15 protein-coding genes are annotated in these 16,257 nt (G+C 60.2%); 12 read left to right on the plus strand and 3 right to left on the minus strand.

Annotated elements, in window-relative coordinates; genetic code table 11:
• From ACE3S9_RS05070 to ACE3S9_RS05080, 3 genes are all read left to right on the plus strand, one after another.
• Positions 1-1,372, plus strand: a 1,372-nt coding sequence (locus ACE3S9_RS05070) for a phosphate acyltransferase (protein ID WP_374545351.1), incomplete at its 5' end; no start/stop codon positions are given.
• Between the two features lie 90 nt (positions 1,373-1,462).
• Complete coding sequence (locus ACE3S9_RS05075) at positions 1,463-2,704, plus strand: argininosuccinate synthase (RefSeq protein ID WP_374545352.1); 1,242 nt, start codon at positions 1,463-1,465, stop codon at positions 2,702-2,704.
• 100 nt (positions 2,705-2,804) lie between these two features.
• Positions 2,805-4,121: a TAXI family TRAP transporter solute-binding subunit gene (locus ACE3S9_RS05080; protein WP_374545353.1), complete on the plus strand. Its 1,317-nt coding sequence runs from the start codon at positions 2,805-2,807 to the stop codon at positions 4,119-4,121.
• Here the strand turns inward: ACE3S9_RS05080 and ACE3S9_RS05085 are convergent.
• The gene (locus ACE3S9_RS05085) at positions 4,106-4,438 is read right to left on the minus strand and encodes a hypothetical protein (protein WP_374545354.1); all 333 of its coding nucleotides are present in this window, start codon (positions 4,436-4,438) and stop codon (positions 4,106-4,108) included. The two genes, ACE3S9_RS05080 and ACE3S9_RS05085, sit on opposite strands and share 16 nt — an antisense overlap.
• On the opposite strand from ACE3S9_RS05085, the gene typA reads away from it, so the two are divergent.
• From typA to ACE3S9_RS05100, 3 genes are all read left to right on the plus strand, one after another.
• Complete coding sequence (gene typA / locus ACE3S9_RS05090; protein WP_374545355.1) at positions 4,406-6,217, plus strand: translational GTPase TypA; 1,812 nt, start codon at positions 4,406-4,408, stop codon at positions 6,215-6,217. The genes ACE3S9_RS05085 and typA overlap by 33 nt on opposite strands.
• Before the next feature lie 91 nt (positions 6,218-6,308).
• Entirely contained in the window at positions 6,309-7,610 is a 1,302-nt protein-coding gene (locus tag ACE3S9_RS05095) for an ActS/PrrB/RegB family redox-sensitive histidine kinase (RefSeq protein ID WP_374545356.1), read from the plus strand.
• An 86-nt stretch (positions 7,611-7,696) separates the two neighbouring features.
• On the plus strand, positions 7,697-8,287 hold the full coding sequence (locus ACE3S9_RS05100) for an ActR/PrrA/RegA family redox response regulator transcription factor (protein WP_374545357.1): 591 nt from the start codon (positions 7,697-7,699) through the stop codon (positions 8,285-8,287).
• A 1-nt stretch (position 8,288) separates the two neighbouring features.
• Here the strand turns inward: ACE3S9_RS05100 and hemJ are convergent, their stop codons facing one another.
• Positions 8,289-8,708: a protoporphyrinogen oxidase HemJ gene (hemJ, locus tag ACE3S9_RS05105; protein ID WP_374545358.1), complete on the minus strand. Its 420-nt coding sequence runs from the start codon at positions 8,706-8,708 to the stop codon at positions 8,289-8,291.
• 1 nt (position 8,709) lies between these two features.
• Entirely contained in the window at positions 8,710-9,783 is a 1,074-nt protein-coding gene (gene hemE / locus ACE3S9_RS05110) for a uroporphyrinogen decarboxylase (protein WP_374545359.1), read from the minus strand.
• A 402-nt stretch (positions 9,784-10,185) separates the two neighbouring features.
• On the opposite strand from hemE, the gene ACE3S9_RS05115 reads away from it, so the two are divergent.
• The 6 genes from ACE3S9_RS05115 to cobU all read left to right on the plus strand — a co-directional run bounded on the left by ACE3S9_RS05115 (position 10,186) and on the right by cobU (position 16,067).
• Positions 10,186-11,019, plus strand: a complete 834-nt coding sequence (locus ACE3S9_RS05115) for a pyruvate, water dikinase regulatory protein (RefSeq protein WP_374545360.1) — start codon at positions 10,186-10,188, stop codon at positions 11,017-11,019.
• Positions 11,020-11,035: 16 nt separating this feature from the next.
• Positions 11,036-11,887 carry a shikimate dehydrogenase gene (locus tag ACE3S9_RS05120; protein ID WP_374545361.1) on the plus strand — a complete coding sequence of 284 codons (852 nt, stop codon included), beginning with the start codon at positions 11,036-11,038 and terminating at the stop codon, positions 11,885-11,887.
• Positions 11,884-12,474 carry a dephospho-CoA kinase gene (gene coaE, locus ACE3S9_RS05125; protein ID WP_374545362.1) on the plus strand — a complete coding sequence of 197 codons (591 nt, stop codon included), beginning with the start codon at positions 11,884-11,886 and terminating at the stop codon, positions 12,472-12,474. The genes ACE3S9_RS05120 and coaE overlap by 4 nt, the downstream gene beginning before the upstream one ends.
• A 27-nt stretch (positions 12,475-12,501) precedes the next feature.
• Complete coding sequence (dnaQ, locus tag ACE3S9_RS05130; RefSeq protein WP_374545363.1) at positions 12,502-13,206, plus strand: DNA polymerase III subunit epsilon; 705 nt, start codon at positions 12,502-12,504, stop codon at positions 13,204-13,206.
• A 789-nt stretch (positions 13,207-13,995) separates the two neighbouring features.
• Entirely contained in the window at positions 13,996-15,459 is a 1,464-nt protein-coding gene (gene dnaA / locus ACE3S9_RS05135) for a chromosomal replication initiator protein DnaA (protein WP_374545364.1), read from the plus strand.
• A gap of 107 nt (positions 15,460-15,566) precedes the next feature.
• Positions 15,567-16,067 (plus strand): bifunctional adenosylcobinamide kinase/adenosylcobinamide-phosphate guanylyltransferase, encoded by a 501-nt coding sequence (gene cobU / locus ACE3S9_RS05140; RefSeq protein WP_374545365.1) that lies wholly within the window; start codon positions 15,567-15,569, stop codon positions 16,065-16,067.
• Positions 16,068-16,257: the final 190 nt, after the last annotated feature.

Raw genomic sequence — 16,257 nt, forward strand, 5'->3', positions numbered from 1 at the left:
AGACGCTCAAGGCGTGCGGCCCGACGCCATTGTCGCGACCGGACGGTCGGATTATCCGAACCAGGTCAATAATGTCCTCGGCTTTCCCTATATCTTCCGCGGCGCGCTCGACGTCCGCGCCAAGACGATCAATATGGAGATGAAGATCGCCGCCGTTCACGCGCTGGCCCAGCTCGCGCGCGAGGACGTGCCGGACGATGTGGCGCGGGCCTATCAGGGCGCGCGCCCGCGCTTCGGCCGCGATTATCTCATCCCGGTTCCGTTCGACCCGCGCCTGATCTCGATCGTTCCCCCAGCCGTCGCCCAGGCCGCGATGGACACCGGCGTCGCGCGCAAGCCGATCATCGACATGGAAGCCTATCGCGCCGAGCTTTCGGCGCGGCGCGACCCGGTCGCCGGCATGATGCAGACGATCATGGACCGCGTGAAGCGGAACCCGAAGCGCGTCGTCTTCGCCGAAGGCGAGGAGGAGCAGGTCATCCGCGCCGCGACGACTTTCGTCAATCAGGGCCTCGGCACCGCCATTCTGGTCGGCCGCGAGGAGCGGATCGCCGAAGTCGCCGAAAAATCGGGCATCGAACTCGACGAGAAACTGGTCGAAATCCACAACGCCCGGATTTCCCAGCGCAACGCCGCCTATGCGCAGATGCTTTACGACCGCCTGCAGCGCAAGGGCTTCCTGATGCGCGATTGCCAACGCATCATCAACAACGACCGCAATCATTATGCGGCCGCCATGGTCGCTGCGGGCGACGCCGACGCCATGGTCACCGGCGTGACGCGCAATTTCTCGATTGCGCTGGAGGAAATCCAGCGCGTCATCGACTCCAAGCCTGGCCACAAGCTGATCGGCGTGTCGCTGATTTTGGCGCGCGGCCGGCCGATTCTCGTCGCCGACACCGCCATCACCGAATTGCCCGACGCCGAGGAAATCGCCGATATTGCGGTCGAGGCCGCCGGCTTCGCGCGAAAGCTCGGCTATGAGCCGCGCGTCGCCTTGCTCGCCTTCTCGAATTTCGGCCATCCGCCCGGCGAGCGCTCCGCCCGCGTCAAGGAAGCGGTCAGCCTGCTCGACCAGCGCCGCGTCGATTTCGAATATGACGGCGAAATGGCGGCCGACGTGGCGCTGAACAAGGAGGCCATGGCGCTCTATCCGTTCTGCCGCCTGACCGACACCGCCAATGTGCTGATCATGCCGGCTTTTCACGCGGCCTCGATCTCCACCAAAATGCTGCTGGAGCTTGGCGGCGCCACCGTGATCGGGCCGCTGCTGGTCGGCTTCGAGAAATCGGTGCAGATCGTCCAGCTCGGTGGCAAGGATTCCGACATCGTCAATATGGCGGCGCTGGCCGCCTTCAACGCCGAAGCCTGATCCCAACGGGGTCGCGAACGCCGGCGATGGGCTTGCGCCTGTCGTCGGCGCCCCTATAGTCGCGCCAATTTTCCCACCGGATCGAAATCCATGTCCCAGCCCAGCAAAGAAATCAAAAAAGTCGTCCTCGCCTATTCCGGCGGCCTGGATACGTCCATCATCCTGAAATGGCTCCAGACCACTTATGGCTGCGAAGTCGTCACCTTCACCGCCGATCTCGGCCAGGGCGAGGAGCTGGAGCCGGCGCGCAAAAAGGCCGAGCTGCTCGGCATCAAGCCGGAAAATATCTTCATCGAGGATCTGCGCGAGGAATTCGTCCGGGACTATGTCTTCCCGATGTTCCGCGCCAACGCCCAATATGAAGGCCTGTACCTGCTCGGCACCTCGATCGCGCGGCCGCTGATTTCCAAGAAGCAGATCGAAATCGCCCGCAAAGTTGGGGCCGACACCGTCTGCCACGGCGCGACCGGCAAGGGCAACGATCAGGTGCGGTTCGAATTGTCCTATTATGCGCTCGAGCCGGACATCAAGGTCATCGCGCCGTGGCGCGAATGGGATCTTTCTTCCCGCACCGCTTTGATCGAATTCGCCGAAAAGCACCAGATTCCGATCGCCAAGGACAAGCGCGGCGACTCGCCGTTCTCGACCGACGCCAATCTCCTGCACACCTCGTCCGAGGGCAAGGTGCTGGAGGACCCGGCGCAGGAGACGCCCGATTACGTCTATTCCCGCACGATCGATCCCGAGAACGCGCCGGACAAGCCGACCTATATCACCATTGATTTCGAACAAGGCGACGCGGTCGCCGTCGACGGCGTCAAGCTCTCGCCGGCCCAGCTCCTGACCAAACTGAACGATCTCGGCCGCGAGAACGGCATCGGGCGGCTCGATCTGGTCGAGAACCGTTTCGTCGGCATGAAATCACGCGGGATGTATGAAACGCCCGGCGGCACGATCCTCTATTTTGCTCATCGCGGCATTGAATCAATCACGCTCGACCGCGGCGCGGCGCATCTCAAGGACGAGCTGATGCCGAAATATGCCGAGCTGATCTATAACGGCTTCTGGTTCGCCCCCGAGCGCGAGCTTCTGCAAGGCCTGATCGACAAGAGCCAGGAAAAGGTGACCGGCCGCGTGCGGCTGAAGCTTTACAAGGGCAACGCCTGGGTTGTCGGCCGCGAGAGCCCCTATTCGCTTTACGACCAGGAGCTGGTGACCTTCGAGGAAGGCGCCGTCGCCTATGACCACCGCGACGCCGCCGGCTTCATCAAGCTCAACGCCCTGCGCCTGCGGACCCTGGCGAAACGCGAGCGGAAAATCGCGAAGTCCTGATGTTTTTGGCGTCGCCGGAATGTTTTCGCGCCGGCGACGCCTCAAATTTGACTCGAGTCCCTGATCTCATCCCAAAAAAGAGACCCGGGCCCATGAACGAATGCGCCGTTATTATTCCCTGATCCTCGCCGCGAGCGCCGCCTTGATCGGCCTCGGGGTCGTCGGCTTCTATTTCTACGAGCGACCAACGACGCTGCGGGTCGCTGTCCCGAAAAACACCGAATTCCACAAGCTGCTGCTGGCGCTCAATCAGGAATTCGTTCATTCGCACGCCGATATCCGGTTCAAGATCGTCCCGACGCCCGATGAACGCTCCGCCGCGAAGGCGATCGAGGACGAGCACGTCGACCTGTCGGTCGTCCGCTCCGACATATCCATGCCGACCAATGCGCAAACGGCTTTGATTCTCGGCCATTTTTCCGCCGTCGTCGTCGCCCCCGCCGGGGCGCGATTCGCCAATTTCTCCGAACTCGGCGGCAAAAAGATCGGCGTTGTCGAAACCGAGCAATCCGGCGAGGCCAACCGGAATCTGCTGGCGACGATCGAATCGCAATATTCCTTTCCCCCCGAGGCCATAGCGAAAATCGCCGTCAGTCCGAACGATCTCGCGAAAAGTCTGACGAATGGCGAAATCGACGCCGTCTTCGCCTTCGGCTTGTTCGACTCGCCGCATATTGCGGACATTGTCGGCTCCGTCGCGGGCCCGCCGGTTTTCATCCCGATCCGCGAAGCCAAGGCCATCGCCGAAAAGCTTCCGGGCCTGGAGGAAAATGAAATCCTGCGAGGCGCCTTCGGCGGGTCGCCGTCGCGGCCGGCCGAAACCATTGAAACCATTGGCGCGACGGTCCGGCTCGTCGCCGAGAACGACCTCGACAATTCGACCGTTGGCGAGATCACCCGCCTCATCCTCGCCAATCGCGCCGCGGCGGCCGCTTCGGCGCCCGTCGCGAACCATATCGAGGCGCCCAGCACCGACAAGGGCGAGGTCCTTCCCACCCATCCCGGCGCGGCGGCCTTTCTCGACGGCGAGGAAGAGAGCTTTTTCGAGAAATATAGCGACCTGATCTATATCGGCGCGATGGTGGGCAGCATTCTGGTTTCGGGCTTCGCCACTCTGGCCAGCCGCATGGCCGTGTCCGGCTATGCCCGGTTCGACCGCCTGATGGAGGAAGCCCTGACCATCATGAAGGCGGGCCGGGAAGCCGCCGATCTGGACACATTGGCGAAACTGGAAATCCAGATCGATTCCATCCTGACCCAGTCGCTCGCCGCCGGCGAAATGCCGAAACTCGACGGCCATCAGCTCGCCGCGCTGACGCTCGCCGTCCAGCAGGCGCGACTCGCCATCGCCGACCGGCGCTCCGAGCTTAGCCTACGCCCTTCAAGCCCGACCAATAATATTCATTCGATCCGCTGACGGCGGGGCTTTTCGCGTCTCGCTCGCACGCGTGTCGGGTTTTCAATCGGAACATTTTCCGGTAGAGCAAGCGCCAACTCGTTTTCGCTGACGTGGTTCAAGATCAAAGCGGCGTCATCCGACGGCAATTCTGCATGGAATTGCGACAGGTGAACCTTTGATGACTTTCCCGACCCGTAGGCGAAACAGGCGTCGATCCCAAAAATGCGCGGGGCGGGCGCCTGTTGACTGATCCAACCTTTGCTCTCGCCTTTGGCCCGGAGCGATTTAACAGCCAGGCTCCCATGAAGTTGCGAAATATTGCGATCATCGCCCACGTCGACCACGGCAAGACGACGCTGGTCGATCAATTGCTGCGCCAGTCCGGCGCCTTCCGCGAGAACCAGCGCGTCGCCGAACGCGTCATGGATTCCAACGATCTTGAGCGCGAGCGCGGCATCACCATTCTCGCCAAGGCGACCTCGGTGGTCTGGAAAGACACCCGGATCAATATTGTCGACACCCCCGGCCACGCCGATTTCGGCGGCGAGGTCGAACGCATCCTGTCAATGGTCGACGGCGCCATCGTGCTGGTCGACGCCGCCGAAGGCCCTATGCCGCAGACGAAATTCGTCGTCGGCAAGGCGCTCAAGATCGGTCTGAAGCCGATCGTAGCCATCAACAAGGTCGACAAGCCTGACGCCCGCGTGACCGAAGTGGTCAATGAGGTGTTCGACTTGTTCGCGGCGCTCGACGCCGATGACGAGCAGCTCGATTTCCCGATCCTCTACGGCTCCGGCAAGAACGGCTGGATGGCCGAGGATCCGGCCGGCCCGCAGGATGGCATGGGCCCGCTGTTCGATCTGGTGACCCGCCACGTGCCGCCGCCGCCGGTCGAGGACGGACCGTTCCGCATGCTGGGCACCCTGATCGAGGCCAATCCCTATCTTGGGCGCATCATCACCGGGCGCATCTTCTCCGGCGCGGTCAAGACCAACCAGGCCGTCAAGGTTCTGGACCGTCAGGGCAATGTCGTCGAACAGGGCCGCGTTTCCAAAATTCTCGCCTTCCGCGGCATCGAACGCCAGCCGATCGAAGAGGCCGAAGCGGGCGATATCATCGCCATCGCCGGCCTCGCCAAATTCAATGTCGCCGACACTCTGGTCGCGCCGGAAGTCACCGAGCCGCTGCAGGCCCAGCCGATCGACCCGCCGACCCTGTCCATGACCTTCCTGGTCAATGATTCGCCGCTCGCCGGCACCGAAGGCGACAAGGTCACCAGCCGCGTCATCCGCGACCGCCTGTTGAAGGAAGCCGAAGGCAATGTCGCGCTGAAGGTCGAGGAATCGTCAGGCTCCGACGCTTATATCGTTTCCGGCCGCGGCGAATTGCAGCTGGCGATCCTGATCGAGAACATGCGCCGCGAGGGTTTCGAACTCGGCATTTCCCGCCCGCGCGTGGTCTATCAGAAGGACGAGGACGGAACCCGCCTTGAGCCGATCGAGGAAGTGGTCATCGACGTCGACGAGGAATTTTCCGGCGTCGTCGTGCAGAAAATGTCGGAGCGCAAGGCCGACATGATCGAAATGCGGCCGTCCGGCGGCAATCGCCTGCGGCTGGTGTTCCACGCGCCGACCCGCGGCCTGATCGGCTATCAGGGCGAATTGCTGACGGACACCCGCGGCACCGCCATCATGAACCGCCTGTTCCATTCCTATGCGCCCTATAAGGGCGACATTCAGGGCCGGCGCAATGGCGTGCTGATCTCCAATGACGCCGGCGAATCCGTCGCTTACGCCATGTGGAACCTCGAAGATCGCGGGCCGATGATGATTGAGCCCGGCTGGAAGGTCTATCAGGGCATGATCGTCGGCCAGCACACCCGCGAGAACGACCTCGAAGTGAATGTGCTCAAGGGCAAGAAGCTGACCAATATCCGCGCCGCCGGCAAGGATGACGCCGTCAAGCTGACGCCGCCGATCCGGATGACGCTGGAAAAGGCGCTGGCCTATATCGAAGACGACGAACTGGTCGAAGTGTCGCCGAAATCGATCCGCCTGCGCAAAGTCCATCTCGACCCGAACGATCGCAAACGCGCCGAACGCGCGAAGGAATGATCGGCTTTGCATTTTCCCGCTTGCGCCGACAGGCTATGACGAACGCCGGACCACAAGGTCCGGCGCTCTCCTCCCCAAGGTCACAGGCCGCATGGAAACAAGGCCTTTTTCACTGACCTCCGGCTCGGAAAGCCGGCATCTCCGCATTGAGACGCTCACGCGGCTGCGCTGGCTTGCGATTTTCGGCCAGCTCGCGGCCGTCCTGTTCGTCGCCTATGGCCTGCAATTTTCGCTGCCAGTCGTCATTTGCTTGGCGATCATTGCCACTTCGGCCATTCTGAACGTGGTGGTCGAGCTTTTCGTGCCCAAGAACCTCCGGCTCGAAGAGCAGCCTGCGACCGCGCTGCTGGCCTTCGATGTCATCCAGCTCTCCGCGCTGCTCTATTTCGCCGGCGGCATCGACAATCCCTTCGCGATTCTGCTGCTGGCGCCGGTGACCATCGCCGCCGTTTCGCTGCGTTCGAACCAGATTTTCATCATCGCCGCCCTGGTCGTGCTTTCGGCCAGTATCCTGACGGCCTACCACTGGCCTTTGCCGTGGCGGGATCGCGAACTGCTCGAACTCGCGCCACTCTACCGTCTCGCTTTGTGGAGCGCTTTGCTGGTCGCGACTGTCTTCATCTGCCTTTATGCGGCGCGGGTCGCCGGCGAAAAGCGCGACCTGCAACTAGCCCTGTCGGCCGCCGAACTGGTGCTGGAACGCCAGAACCATCTTTCGCGCCTCGACGGCCTGGCGGCCGCCGCCGCCCACGAGCTTGGAACGCCCCTGGCCACGATCGCCCTGGTCAGCCGCGAGCTGAGCAAGGCCAAACTTCCTGACGAGTTTTCCGAGGATATAGGGCTGTTGAACCAGGAGGCGCAGCGCTGCCGCACGATTCTGGGCCGGCTGTCGTCGCTGGCCAATGAGCGGCAACCGCCGCTCGAACAGGTCCGGCTGCGGCATTTCCTGGAAAATGTCGCCGCGCCGTTCCGGCAATATCCGGTCAAGATCGAGATTCGCCTGAACGGCGACGGCGAGGAGCCGATTGTCGGCAATGATCCCGCCTTGAGCTATGGGCTCGGCAATTTTTTCGAGAACGCCGTCGATTTCGCGAAAAATCGGGTCATCCTGTCGGCGAAATGGACCACCGAAGAGGTCGAGATCGACATTCAGGACGATGGCCCGGGATTTCCGAATGAGATTCTCCATCAGATCGGCGAACCCTATCTCAGGGCGCGGGCGCTGCGCCGGCTGAAAGCCGAGCCCGGCGCCGGACTTGGCTTGGGTATTTTCATCTCCAAGACTTTGCTGGAACGGACCGGGGCGGCGATCAATTTCGGCAATCTCGCCGAGGGCGGCGCGCGAATCCGAATGCGTTGGAGCCGGCGCCGCATAGACGCCGCCCGAACCTGATCGAGGGCCTCGGACAATCCCGGATGGACAGTCCTGCGCGGATTCAGTTAGATCTCGCGTAAAATGAGAACGGAAACGATCGCGCCATGGAAGAATCGCCCGAACAAATCGAAAAGTCGGCGTCGGATGAAGCGGCGCTTTTGTTCGCGAGGGACAAGACGCTGCTGATCGTCGACGACGACAGGCCTTTCCTGAATCGATTGTCCAAGGCCATGACGGCGCGCGGTTTCGTCGTTTCGACCGCTGACACCGTCGCCGAGGCGCTCGCTTTTGTTCGCCAATCACCGCCGGCTTTCGCGGTTATCGACATGCGTCTCACCGACGGCAACGGGCTCGACGTCATCACCGAACTCAAGACGCGTCGTCCCGAGGCGCGTGGCATCATTCTCACCGGCTATGGCAATATTTCGTCCGCGGTGATCGCCATCAAGCTCGGCGCTTTCGATTATCTCGCCAAGCCGGCCGACGCCGACGAGATTTTCCTCGCCTTGATGAATGGAAATGAGGCGCTTGCCGGGACCGCCCCTGAAAATCCCATGTCGGCGGAACGCGTTCGTTGGGAACATATTCAGCGTATCTATGAGCTGTGTGAACGCAATGTCTCCGAAACCGCGCGGCGGCTGAACATGCATCGCCGCACGTTGCAGCGGATTCTCGCCAAACGCGCGCCTCGTTGAATCAGGGCTTCAGGATCACCAGGCCGACGATGACGATCATCAGCAAGGTCGGGATCTCGTTCAATATTCTGTAGAATTTGGCGTCATGTCGATTGGAATCCGCAAAGAAATCCCTGCGCAAGAGCGCAAGATAAAAGTGAATTCCGGTCATCAGCAAGACGAATAAAAATTTGAGCTTGAACCAGTTTTCCGAAAAAAATCCCGACTGAACAGCGAGCGTCAAACCCGTAAGCCAGGTCAAGACCATGGCTGGCGTCATGATGGCGTAGAGCAGCCGTTTTTCCATGATTTTGAAGGTGTTGGACAGTTCGGAGCCGCTCTCCGCGCCGGCGTGATAGACGAATAATCGCGGCAGATAGAGCAATCCCGCCATCCATGAGATGACTGACAGCACATGGATAGCTTTGATCCACAGATACATGTCAGGCCCCTGACCGCACCTGCTCGATCAGGGCCTCGACATGGGCGATCGGCGTCTCCGGGAGAATGCCATGACCAAGATTGAAAATCTGGCCGCGTTCGCGATAGGCCGAGAGAATCCTCGCCACGGCCGCCGATTGCGCCTTGCCGCCGGCGAGAAGAACCAGCGGATCCAGATGGCCCTGAATGACGGTTTCCCGAGGGATTTCCTGCGCGGCCCATGCCGGATCGACAGCCGTGTCCAGACCGATGGCGTTCGGGTGCGTGTGCGCGATAAATTGCGGTAGATGGGTGGTGGCGCCGCGCGGAAAGGCGATGATGCGGGCGTCGGGATGGTCTTTCCGCACCCCCGCGATGATTTGCGCGATCGGCAGCGCGCACCAACGCTCGAACTCGGCGGTGGGCAGCACGCCGGCCCAGGAATCGAAAATCTGAACCACTTCGACGCCGGCCTTGATCTGCGCCTTCAGATAAACGATCGAGGCTTCGACCAATTTGTCGATCAGGATCTGGAAGGCGTCCGGCTCGCGATAAGCGAACAGCCGCGCCGGCGCCTGATCGGGCGTGCCGCGTCCGGCGATCATATAGCTCGCGACGGTCCAGGGCGCGCCGCAGAAGCCGATAAACGCGGTTTGCGCCGGCAAGGCGCCTTTGACCCGGTCGATGGTTTCAAAGACCGGCGCCAGGCGATCGAGCGACAATTCGGCGAGGTCTTCTATATCGGCTGCCGTGGTCAGCGGATTGAGCCGGGGGCCTTCGCCGGCTTCGAACCGGACGTCCTGGCCGAGCGCGTCGGGTATGACCAGAATATCGCTGAACAGGATCGCGGCGTCGAATCCAAACCGACGAATCGGTTGCAGGGTCACTTCGGCCGCGAGAGCCGGTGAATAGCAGAAGTCGAGAAAATTCGTCGATTTGGCGCGAAGCTCCCGATATTCCGGGAGATAGCGGCCGGCCTGACGCATGAGCCAGATTGGCGGCGTCGCCGTTTTCCGTCCGTCAAGGACCGAGAGGAAAGGTTTGGTCTTTTCGGTCTTTTCGAGAGACGGGCGCGGCGCGGTCACGAAACAATCCATTAGAGTTAAGGAATCTTTTTTGTTTGTTAGGCCTAGGGAATAGCCTCATTTCAAATCGCGCACAATGGATCCCCAATCCGTTAAGATTTTAGCAATGAATCGCCGGGATCGGACGGTGCGGCGGTTAAGGATTGCTTAACTATGAATTGCCGGCGTTTGGCGAAATGATCGAACAGGCGAGGTTCGGGTTATACCCGTAATTCCCAACATTCGGATCGCGAGGGGCGAAAATAAGCGGTGCGCTCAGGCTTGTTAATAATTTGGAAAGGTTTGGCGGTCCGATCGCTGCGATCGTGACCTTGTCCCTGTTTTGAACCGGAATTCACAGGCTTCAACAGGCCTTGTCTGACGCCAAGGGTCGGATTAGGGATTGAGACTCATGGACAAGGATCGGGCGGCGTCGTGAACCGGAATTATTTTCACCTGCACCTGGTTTCGGATTCGACGGGCGAGACGCTGATCGCCGTCAGTCGTGCGGCCGCCGCCCAATATCAGGGCGTTGCGTCGATCGAGCATATTTACCCGCTGATCCGCAATCACGATCAATTGGAGCGGGTGATCGCCGGCATCCAGTCCTCGCCTGGGATCGTGCTGTTCACGCTGGTCGATTCCGAACTGGCGGAGCGGCTGGAAAAGGCCTGCGCCGAGGCCGGATCGCCGGCTCTTTCCGTGCTCGCGCCGATTCTCGGCCTGTTCCAGTCCTATCTCGGCCCGGCCTCGGCGCCGCGGCCGGGCGCGCAACACGTCTTGAATTCCGATTATTTCAAGCGCATCGAAGCGCTGAATTATACGATGATGCATGATGACGGGCAGTTACCCGACGATATGGAAAGCGCGGATGTGATCCTGCTCGGCGTCAGCCGCACGTCCAAGACGCCGACGAGCATCTATCTGGCGAACCGCGGCATCAAGACCGCCAATGTGCCGCTCGTTCCGGGCGTGCCTCTGCCGACGGCCATTGAAAATCTGAGGAAGCCTTTGGTCATTGGCCTGTTCGCTTCGCCGGAACGTATCGTGCAAATCCGTCAGAACCGGTTGCTGGCGCTCAATGCGACCCAGGATTCGCCCTATGTCGACCGGTCCTCGGTGGCGGATGAAATCAGCCGGTCGCGCCGGTTGTTCTCGGAACGCGGCTGGCCCACGATCGATGTGTCGCGCCGCTCGATCGAGGAAACGGCGGCGGCGATCATGGATCTCTATCGCGTGCACCTGATGAAGTTCATCGCCAATTCATGATTGATCGGGGCGCGCGATGAGCGGAAAAAATGCTTTTGTGATCGGATATCCCATCAAACATAGCCGATCGCCGTTGATCCATAATTATTGGCTCAAGGAATATAATCTAACAGGATCCTATACGAAGTTGGAGATCGCCCCGGGCGATTTGAAGACTTTTCTCTCGAATATGGAATCGTCGATTTATTGTGGCGGCAATGTGACTATTCCTCACAAAGAAAAGACTTTCGAAATTTGCGTTAGGACGACTGAAACCGCGCGAAAGATCGGCGCGGTCAATACGATCTGGCTGGAGGACAGCCAGCTATGCGGCGACAACACCGATGTCGGAGGCTTTCTGGCGAATCTCGATGAAGAGGCGCCGGGCTGGGACGCGCCTTGCGAAAAAGCGGCGGTGATCGGCGCCGGCGGCGCGGCGCGCGCCATCTTGGTCGGTTTGGCGTCGCGCGGCGTCCGCCATGTCAAAATTTTGAACCGGACGGCCGACCGTATGCGCGCTTTGGCCGACGAGGCCCGCGTTTGGGGGTTCCAGAGCGTGACCACGCATCTGCTCGCGGAGCCCCGCGCCTTTTCCGGCGAGGCGCTGCTGGTCAATGCGACCTCGTTGGGAATGGTCGGCCAACCGGCGCTTTCCGTCGATCTGGACGGATTGAGCAAGAACGCGGTCGTGAGCGATATTGTTTACGCGCCGCTCGAAACCGCGCTTTTGCGCGAAGCCGCCCGGCGCGGTCATAGGACCTCATCTGGTCTGGGCATGTTGTTGCATCAGGCCGCGCCCGGTTTCGAGCGCTGGTTTGGCGTCCGGCCGAAGGTCACGCCCGCGTTGCGCGATCTGATTGTCGACGACCTACGGCAGGCGCGGCCATGATCGTGCTTGGACTGACCGGTTCCATCGGCATGGGGAAATCGACGACGGCGGATTTGTTCCGCCGCGAAGGCGTCGCCGTTTTCGACGCGGATCTTTGCGTGCACGCGCTTTATCGCGGCGCGGCGTACGAGCCCGTCAAGGCGCGCTTCCCGTCCGTGGCGAAGGACGGCGCGATTGATCGGGCTCTTCTCGGCGCTTTGGTTTTGAACGATTCCGTCGCCATGGCCGATCTGGAGGGGATCATTCATCCGGCGGTCGCCGAAGCGCGCAGGCAATTCCTCCAGGTCGAGCGAAACAGCGGCGCCGCGGTCGCTGTGGTCGATGTTCCCTTGCTGTTTGAAACCGGCGGCTTCCGCCATGTCGACGCCGTGGCCGTGGTGTCGGCGTCATCTGCCGAGCAACGTCGGCGGGTCTTGGAGCGGCCGGGCATGACCGAAGCGAAATTCCTGGCAATTCAGCAAAAACAAATGCCCGACGCCGAAAAGCGGCGCCGCAGCCATTTCCTGATCCAGACGGATCGCGGCCTTGAGGCGGCGCGCCGGCAGATAAGTTTTATTATCGCCGCGCTTCGGCAAGTGGATCGCTAGCGTCTCGCGGAGAGCGATTGAGCAGCCATGACCAGAGAGATCATTCTCGACACGGAAACAACCGGCCTCGATCCGGCCAATGGCGACCGGATCATTGAAATCGCCGCAGTCGAGCTGATCAACGGCTCGCTGACGAATAATAATTACCATCAATATATCAATCCCGAGCGCGATATTCCCGATTCCGCCTTTCGGGTCCATGGAATCTCGGCCGAAATGGTCGCCGACAAGCCGAAATTCGTCGAGATAGTCGAACAATTCATAGGCTTTATTGGTGATGATGTGATTGTCGCCCATAATGCGGAATTCGACCTGAAATTCATCAATTCCGAATTGCAGAAAATCGGGCGCATTCCGCTTTCGAACGATCGGGTGGTCGACACGCTCGCGCTCGCCCGCAAGAAACATCCCGGCTCGCCGAATTCGCTCGACGCTTTATGCACGCGCTATGGCGTCGACAGGACCCGCCGGGTGAAGCACGGCGCGCTGATCGATGCGGAAATTCTGGCGGAGGTTTATGTCGAGCTGACGGGCGGCCGACAGACGTCCCTTTCTCTGCAAATCCGCAAGGAGATCCGCAAGGTGAACTGGTCCGGCGGCCTGACGGAACGGCCCCGCGCGCTCGCTTCGCCGTTCACCGCGGCCGACGCCGAGAGCCATCGACAATTGGTCGAAAGCCTGGGCGCGGCCGCCCTCTGGCGGCGTTACCGAGACCCGGCCGACGGCGTCTGAACGATTGATGAGGAAGGCGTTTGGTGGCTTTGGCGGAACAATAAAAATTTATGACACATTCTAGGGCGAACATAGAAGATCGAAAAAAAACAAAAGGTTGGTTCCAAAGCCGATTTGAACGCAATTCAGGCCTCTCTTGACAAACGATGGGAGGCCCGTCGATTCGGGCGAATTGGGGCGAAAATCCGGCTCAGTCTTGGCGTCGAAGGAATCGGCTTTGCTCGGACTCCCGCCGTTCTCAGGCGAGACGGTTCCGCGTCTAGGAGCGGACGGCGTTGGGCGCTTTTTCGATCCGAGAATCTGGCCGTCAAGCCATTGCGCCGCTGCAACCCGCTGTGTATGGTTTGATCGTTGTCGCGAAAAAAATCGACGTCAAAAACATCTCCAATGACCTCGTCAAAGTTATAACCTCATCCGTGACAGCAAGAGTCCAATAACATACTACCCTGTAGTAATGATGGTTGCGTTTTCGGGCGTGTAAGCGTTCGGGAACGAGATATTTAATTTAAGGAATTCTATTTAGAGCGAAGGCGAACTGGGGTGACGTGCAAGGGGGACATGATGAGATTATCTTTTGCCGGACCTGGCTGTCTGACCGAATTTGTGCATTGGTTTGGCCGAATAAATCATGGACCCGGGCCGGCGATCGATCGCATGCCGGCAAAGAGCGGCGCAGGGGGTTCTTGACCGAGAGTCGAGATCGATCGTCGCACAAACAACACGTGTCATAACTTAAGTCATATTTTCGCTTCCGGCGAATTTGTGGACTATTGCCTGAAGAAGAGAAAAATGTCGAAGGCGCAGATACAGAATTTGGGTGTCGAAGAGCAAAATGCGAAAGCTCTGACTGAGATCTGGCTTCGGTTTTGTACACGATTCAAATCGGAGGTTGGGGAAGCCGTCTATTCATCCTGGTTCAAATGCCTGGAGCTCGACCAGATCGTGAATGGCGTGGCTTATCTGTCGGTGCCGACGAAATTCCTGAAAAGCTGGATTCACGCGCATTATCTGGAAAAGTTGCGGGCGACCGTGGTGCAGGAGCTCCCCGGCGTGACCGATATTGTGCTGAATCTCAGGGCGACCACCCGCATCGCGCCGCCAACCGGCGCCGAGCGTCCCGTCATTGGCGGCCTGCGGGAGATCGGCAAGCAGGATGGGACGGTCGAGGTCCGGCGGAATGATGGTCCGGCGCGGAAGATGGTCGAGGGGCTCGAGGGCTCGAGCCTCGATCGTCGCCTGGTTTTCGCGAATTTCCTGGTTGGTCCGTCCAATCAGCTCGCCCATGCGGCCTCGCAACAGGTGGTCGCGGCCGGGCCGGGCATGGGCGCGATGTTCAACCCGCTCTATATTTTTTCGAATGTGGGGCTGGGCAAGACGCATCTGATTCAGGCGATCGCGCATGCAGGTTTGGAATCCGGCCGGCGGGTCGTTTATCTCACCGCCGAAAAATTCATGTATGGCTTTGTGGCTGCTTTGAAGGCGCAGAATTCGATCGTCTTCAAAGAGAAATTGCGTTCGATCGATCTGCTGGTGATCGATGATGTGCAATTTCTGCAGGGCAAGACCATTCAGCATGAATTTTGCCACACGCTGAACGCGCTGATCGATTCCGGCAAGCAGGTCGTCATCGCCGGCGACCGCGCGCCGAACGAGTTGGACAATCTCGATGAGCGGGTTCGGTCGCGCTTCGCGGGCGGATTATGCGTCGAGATGCAGGCGCTCGATGAGGCGTTGCGCGGCCGGATTTTGGAGGCGCGGATCGAGGCGGCTCGGATCGGCCAGCCGGGCTTCGAGGTGTCGAAGGTCGTCATGGCGATGGTGGCGCGCGCAATCGACACCAATGGGCGCGACCTCGACGGCGCGGTCAATCGGCTGTTGGCGCATACCATCCTGGCGGGCGCGCCTTTGACGGTTGAGGCGGCGGAAGCCGCGATTCGTGATCTGATTCGGGTCAGGGAGCCGAAGCGCGTCAAGATTGAAGATATTCAGAAGCTGGTGGCGACCCATTTCAACGTCAGCCGGGCGGATATTTTGTCGTCGCGACGGACGGCGAATGTCGTGCGGCCGCGGCAGATCGCGATGTATCTGGCGAAGACCATGACCTTGCGCTCGCTTCCCGAGATCGGTCGGCGTTTCGGCGGCCGCGATCATACCACGGTCTTGCATGCGGTCCGTAAGATCGAGGATCTGGTTTCGAAGGATTCGTCGCTGAATCAAGAGCTTGAACTGCTGAAGCGGCTGTTGAGCGATTGATCGGGCGCTTTCGATGGGTAGCGCCATGACGTTAAATTTGGTTTTTTCCTGGTTCGGGTCAGGCCACCAGCGTGTCTGAGCGCGCCGAGCATGGTCGCGCCTTTCTGGTGCTGGGCGGGGCGCGATCGGGAAAGACGGCGTTCGGGATGCGTCTCGCGACCGAACATAAGCTTGAGAAATGGATGGTCGCCACCGCTGAGGCCGGCGATCCCGAAATGAAGGCGCGAATCGCGCGCCATCGCGCGGAGCGCGGCGACGATTGGCATGTCGTCGAAGAACCGGTCGATCTGCTGGGGGCGCTCAAGCGCATTGCGCGGCGCGATCGCGTCGTTCTCGTCGATTGCCTGACGATCTGGCTCTCGAATCTGTTCATGAAAGAATGCGATCACGGCCTGGAGCTGGATCGGCTGGCGTTCTGGCTCGACCGCTCGAACGATCCCTTGATTTTTATTTCCAATGAACTGGGCTTGGGGCTGGTGCCGGAAACAAGTTTGGGCCGGGCCTTTCGCGATGCGCATGGTCTGATGAATCAAACGCTTGCGACGGCGTGCGATCAGGTGACCTTTGTGGCGGCGGGATTGCCTTTGGTCTTGAAAGACAAAGCTTGATCGAGGCGACTACAGGACAAGCCTTCGCTTACTTTCTCCGTCTATTTCGCGGCCCGACGCGGACGATAAACTTCATTTGTTCGATTGATGGACTTTACGGCGACGCGCAAAGCCGTTAGGCTATAGACCTCTCCTAAAAGCAATCGCTTGTTCCATGCGCGCTATGTCGCGGAAACAAGGGACGCAAATG

The sequence above is a fragment of the Rhodoblastus sp. genome, from assembly GCF_041915505.1.
GTDB lineage: Bacteria > Pseudomonadota > Alphaproteobacteria > Rhizobiales > Beijerinckiaceae > Rhodoblastus.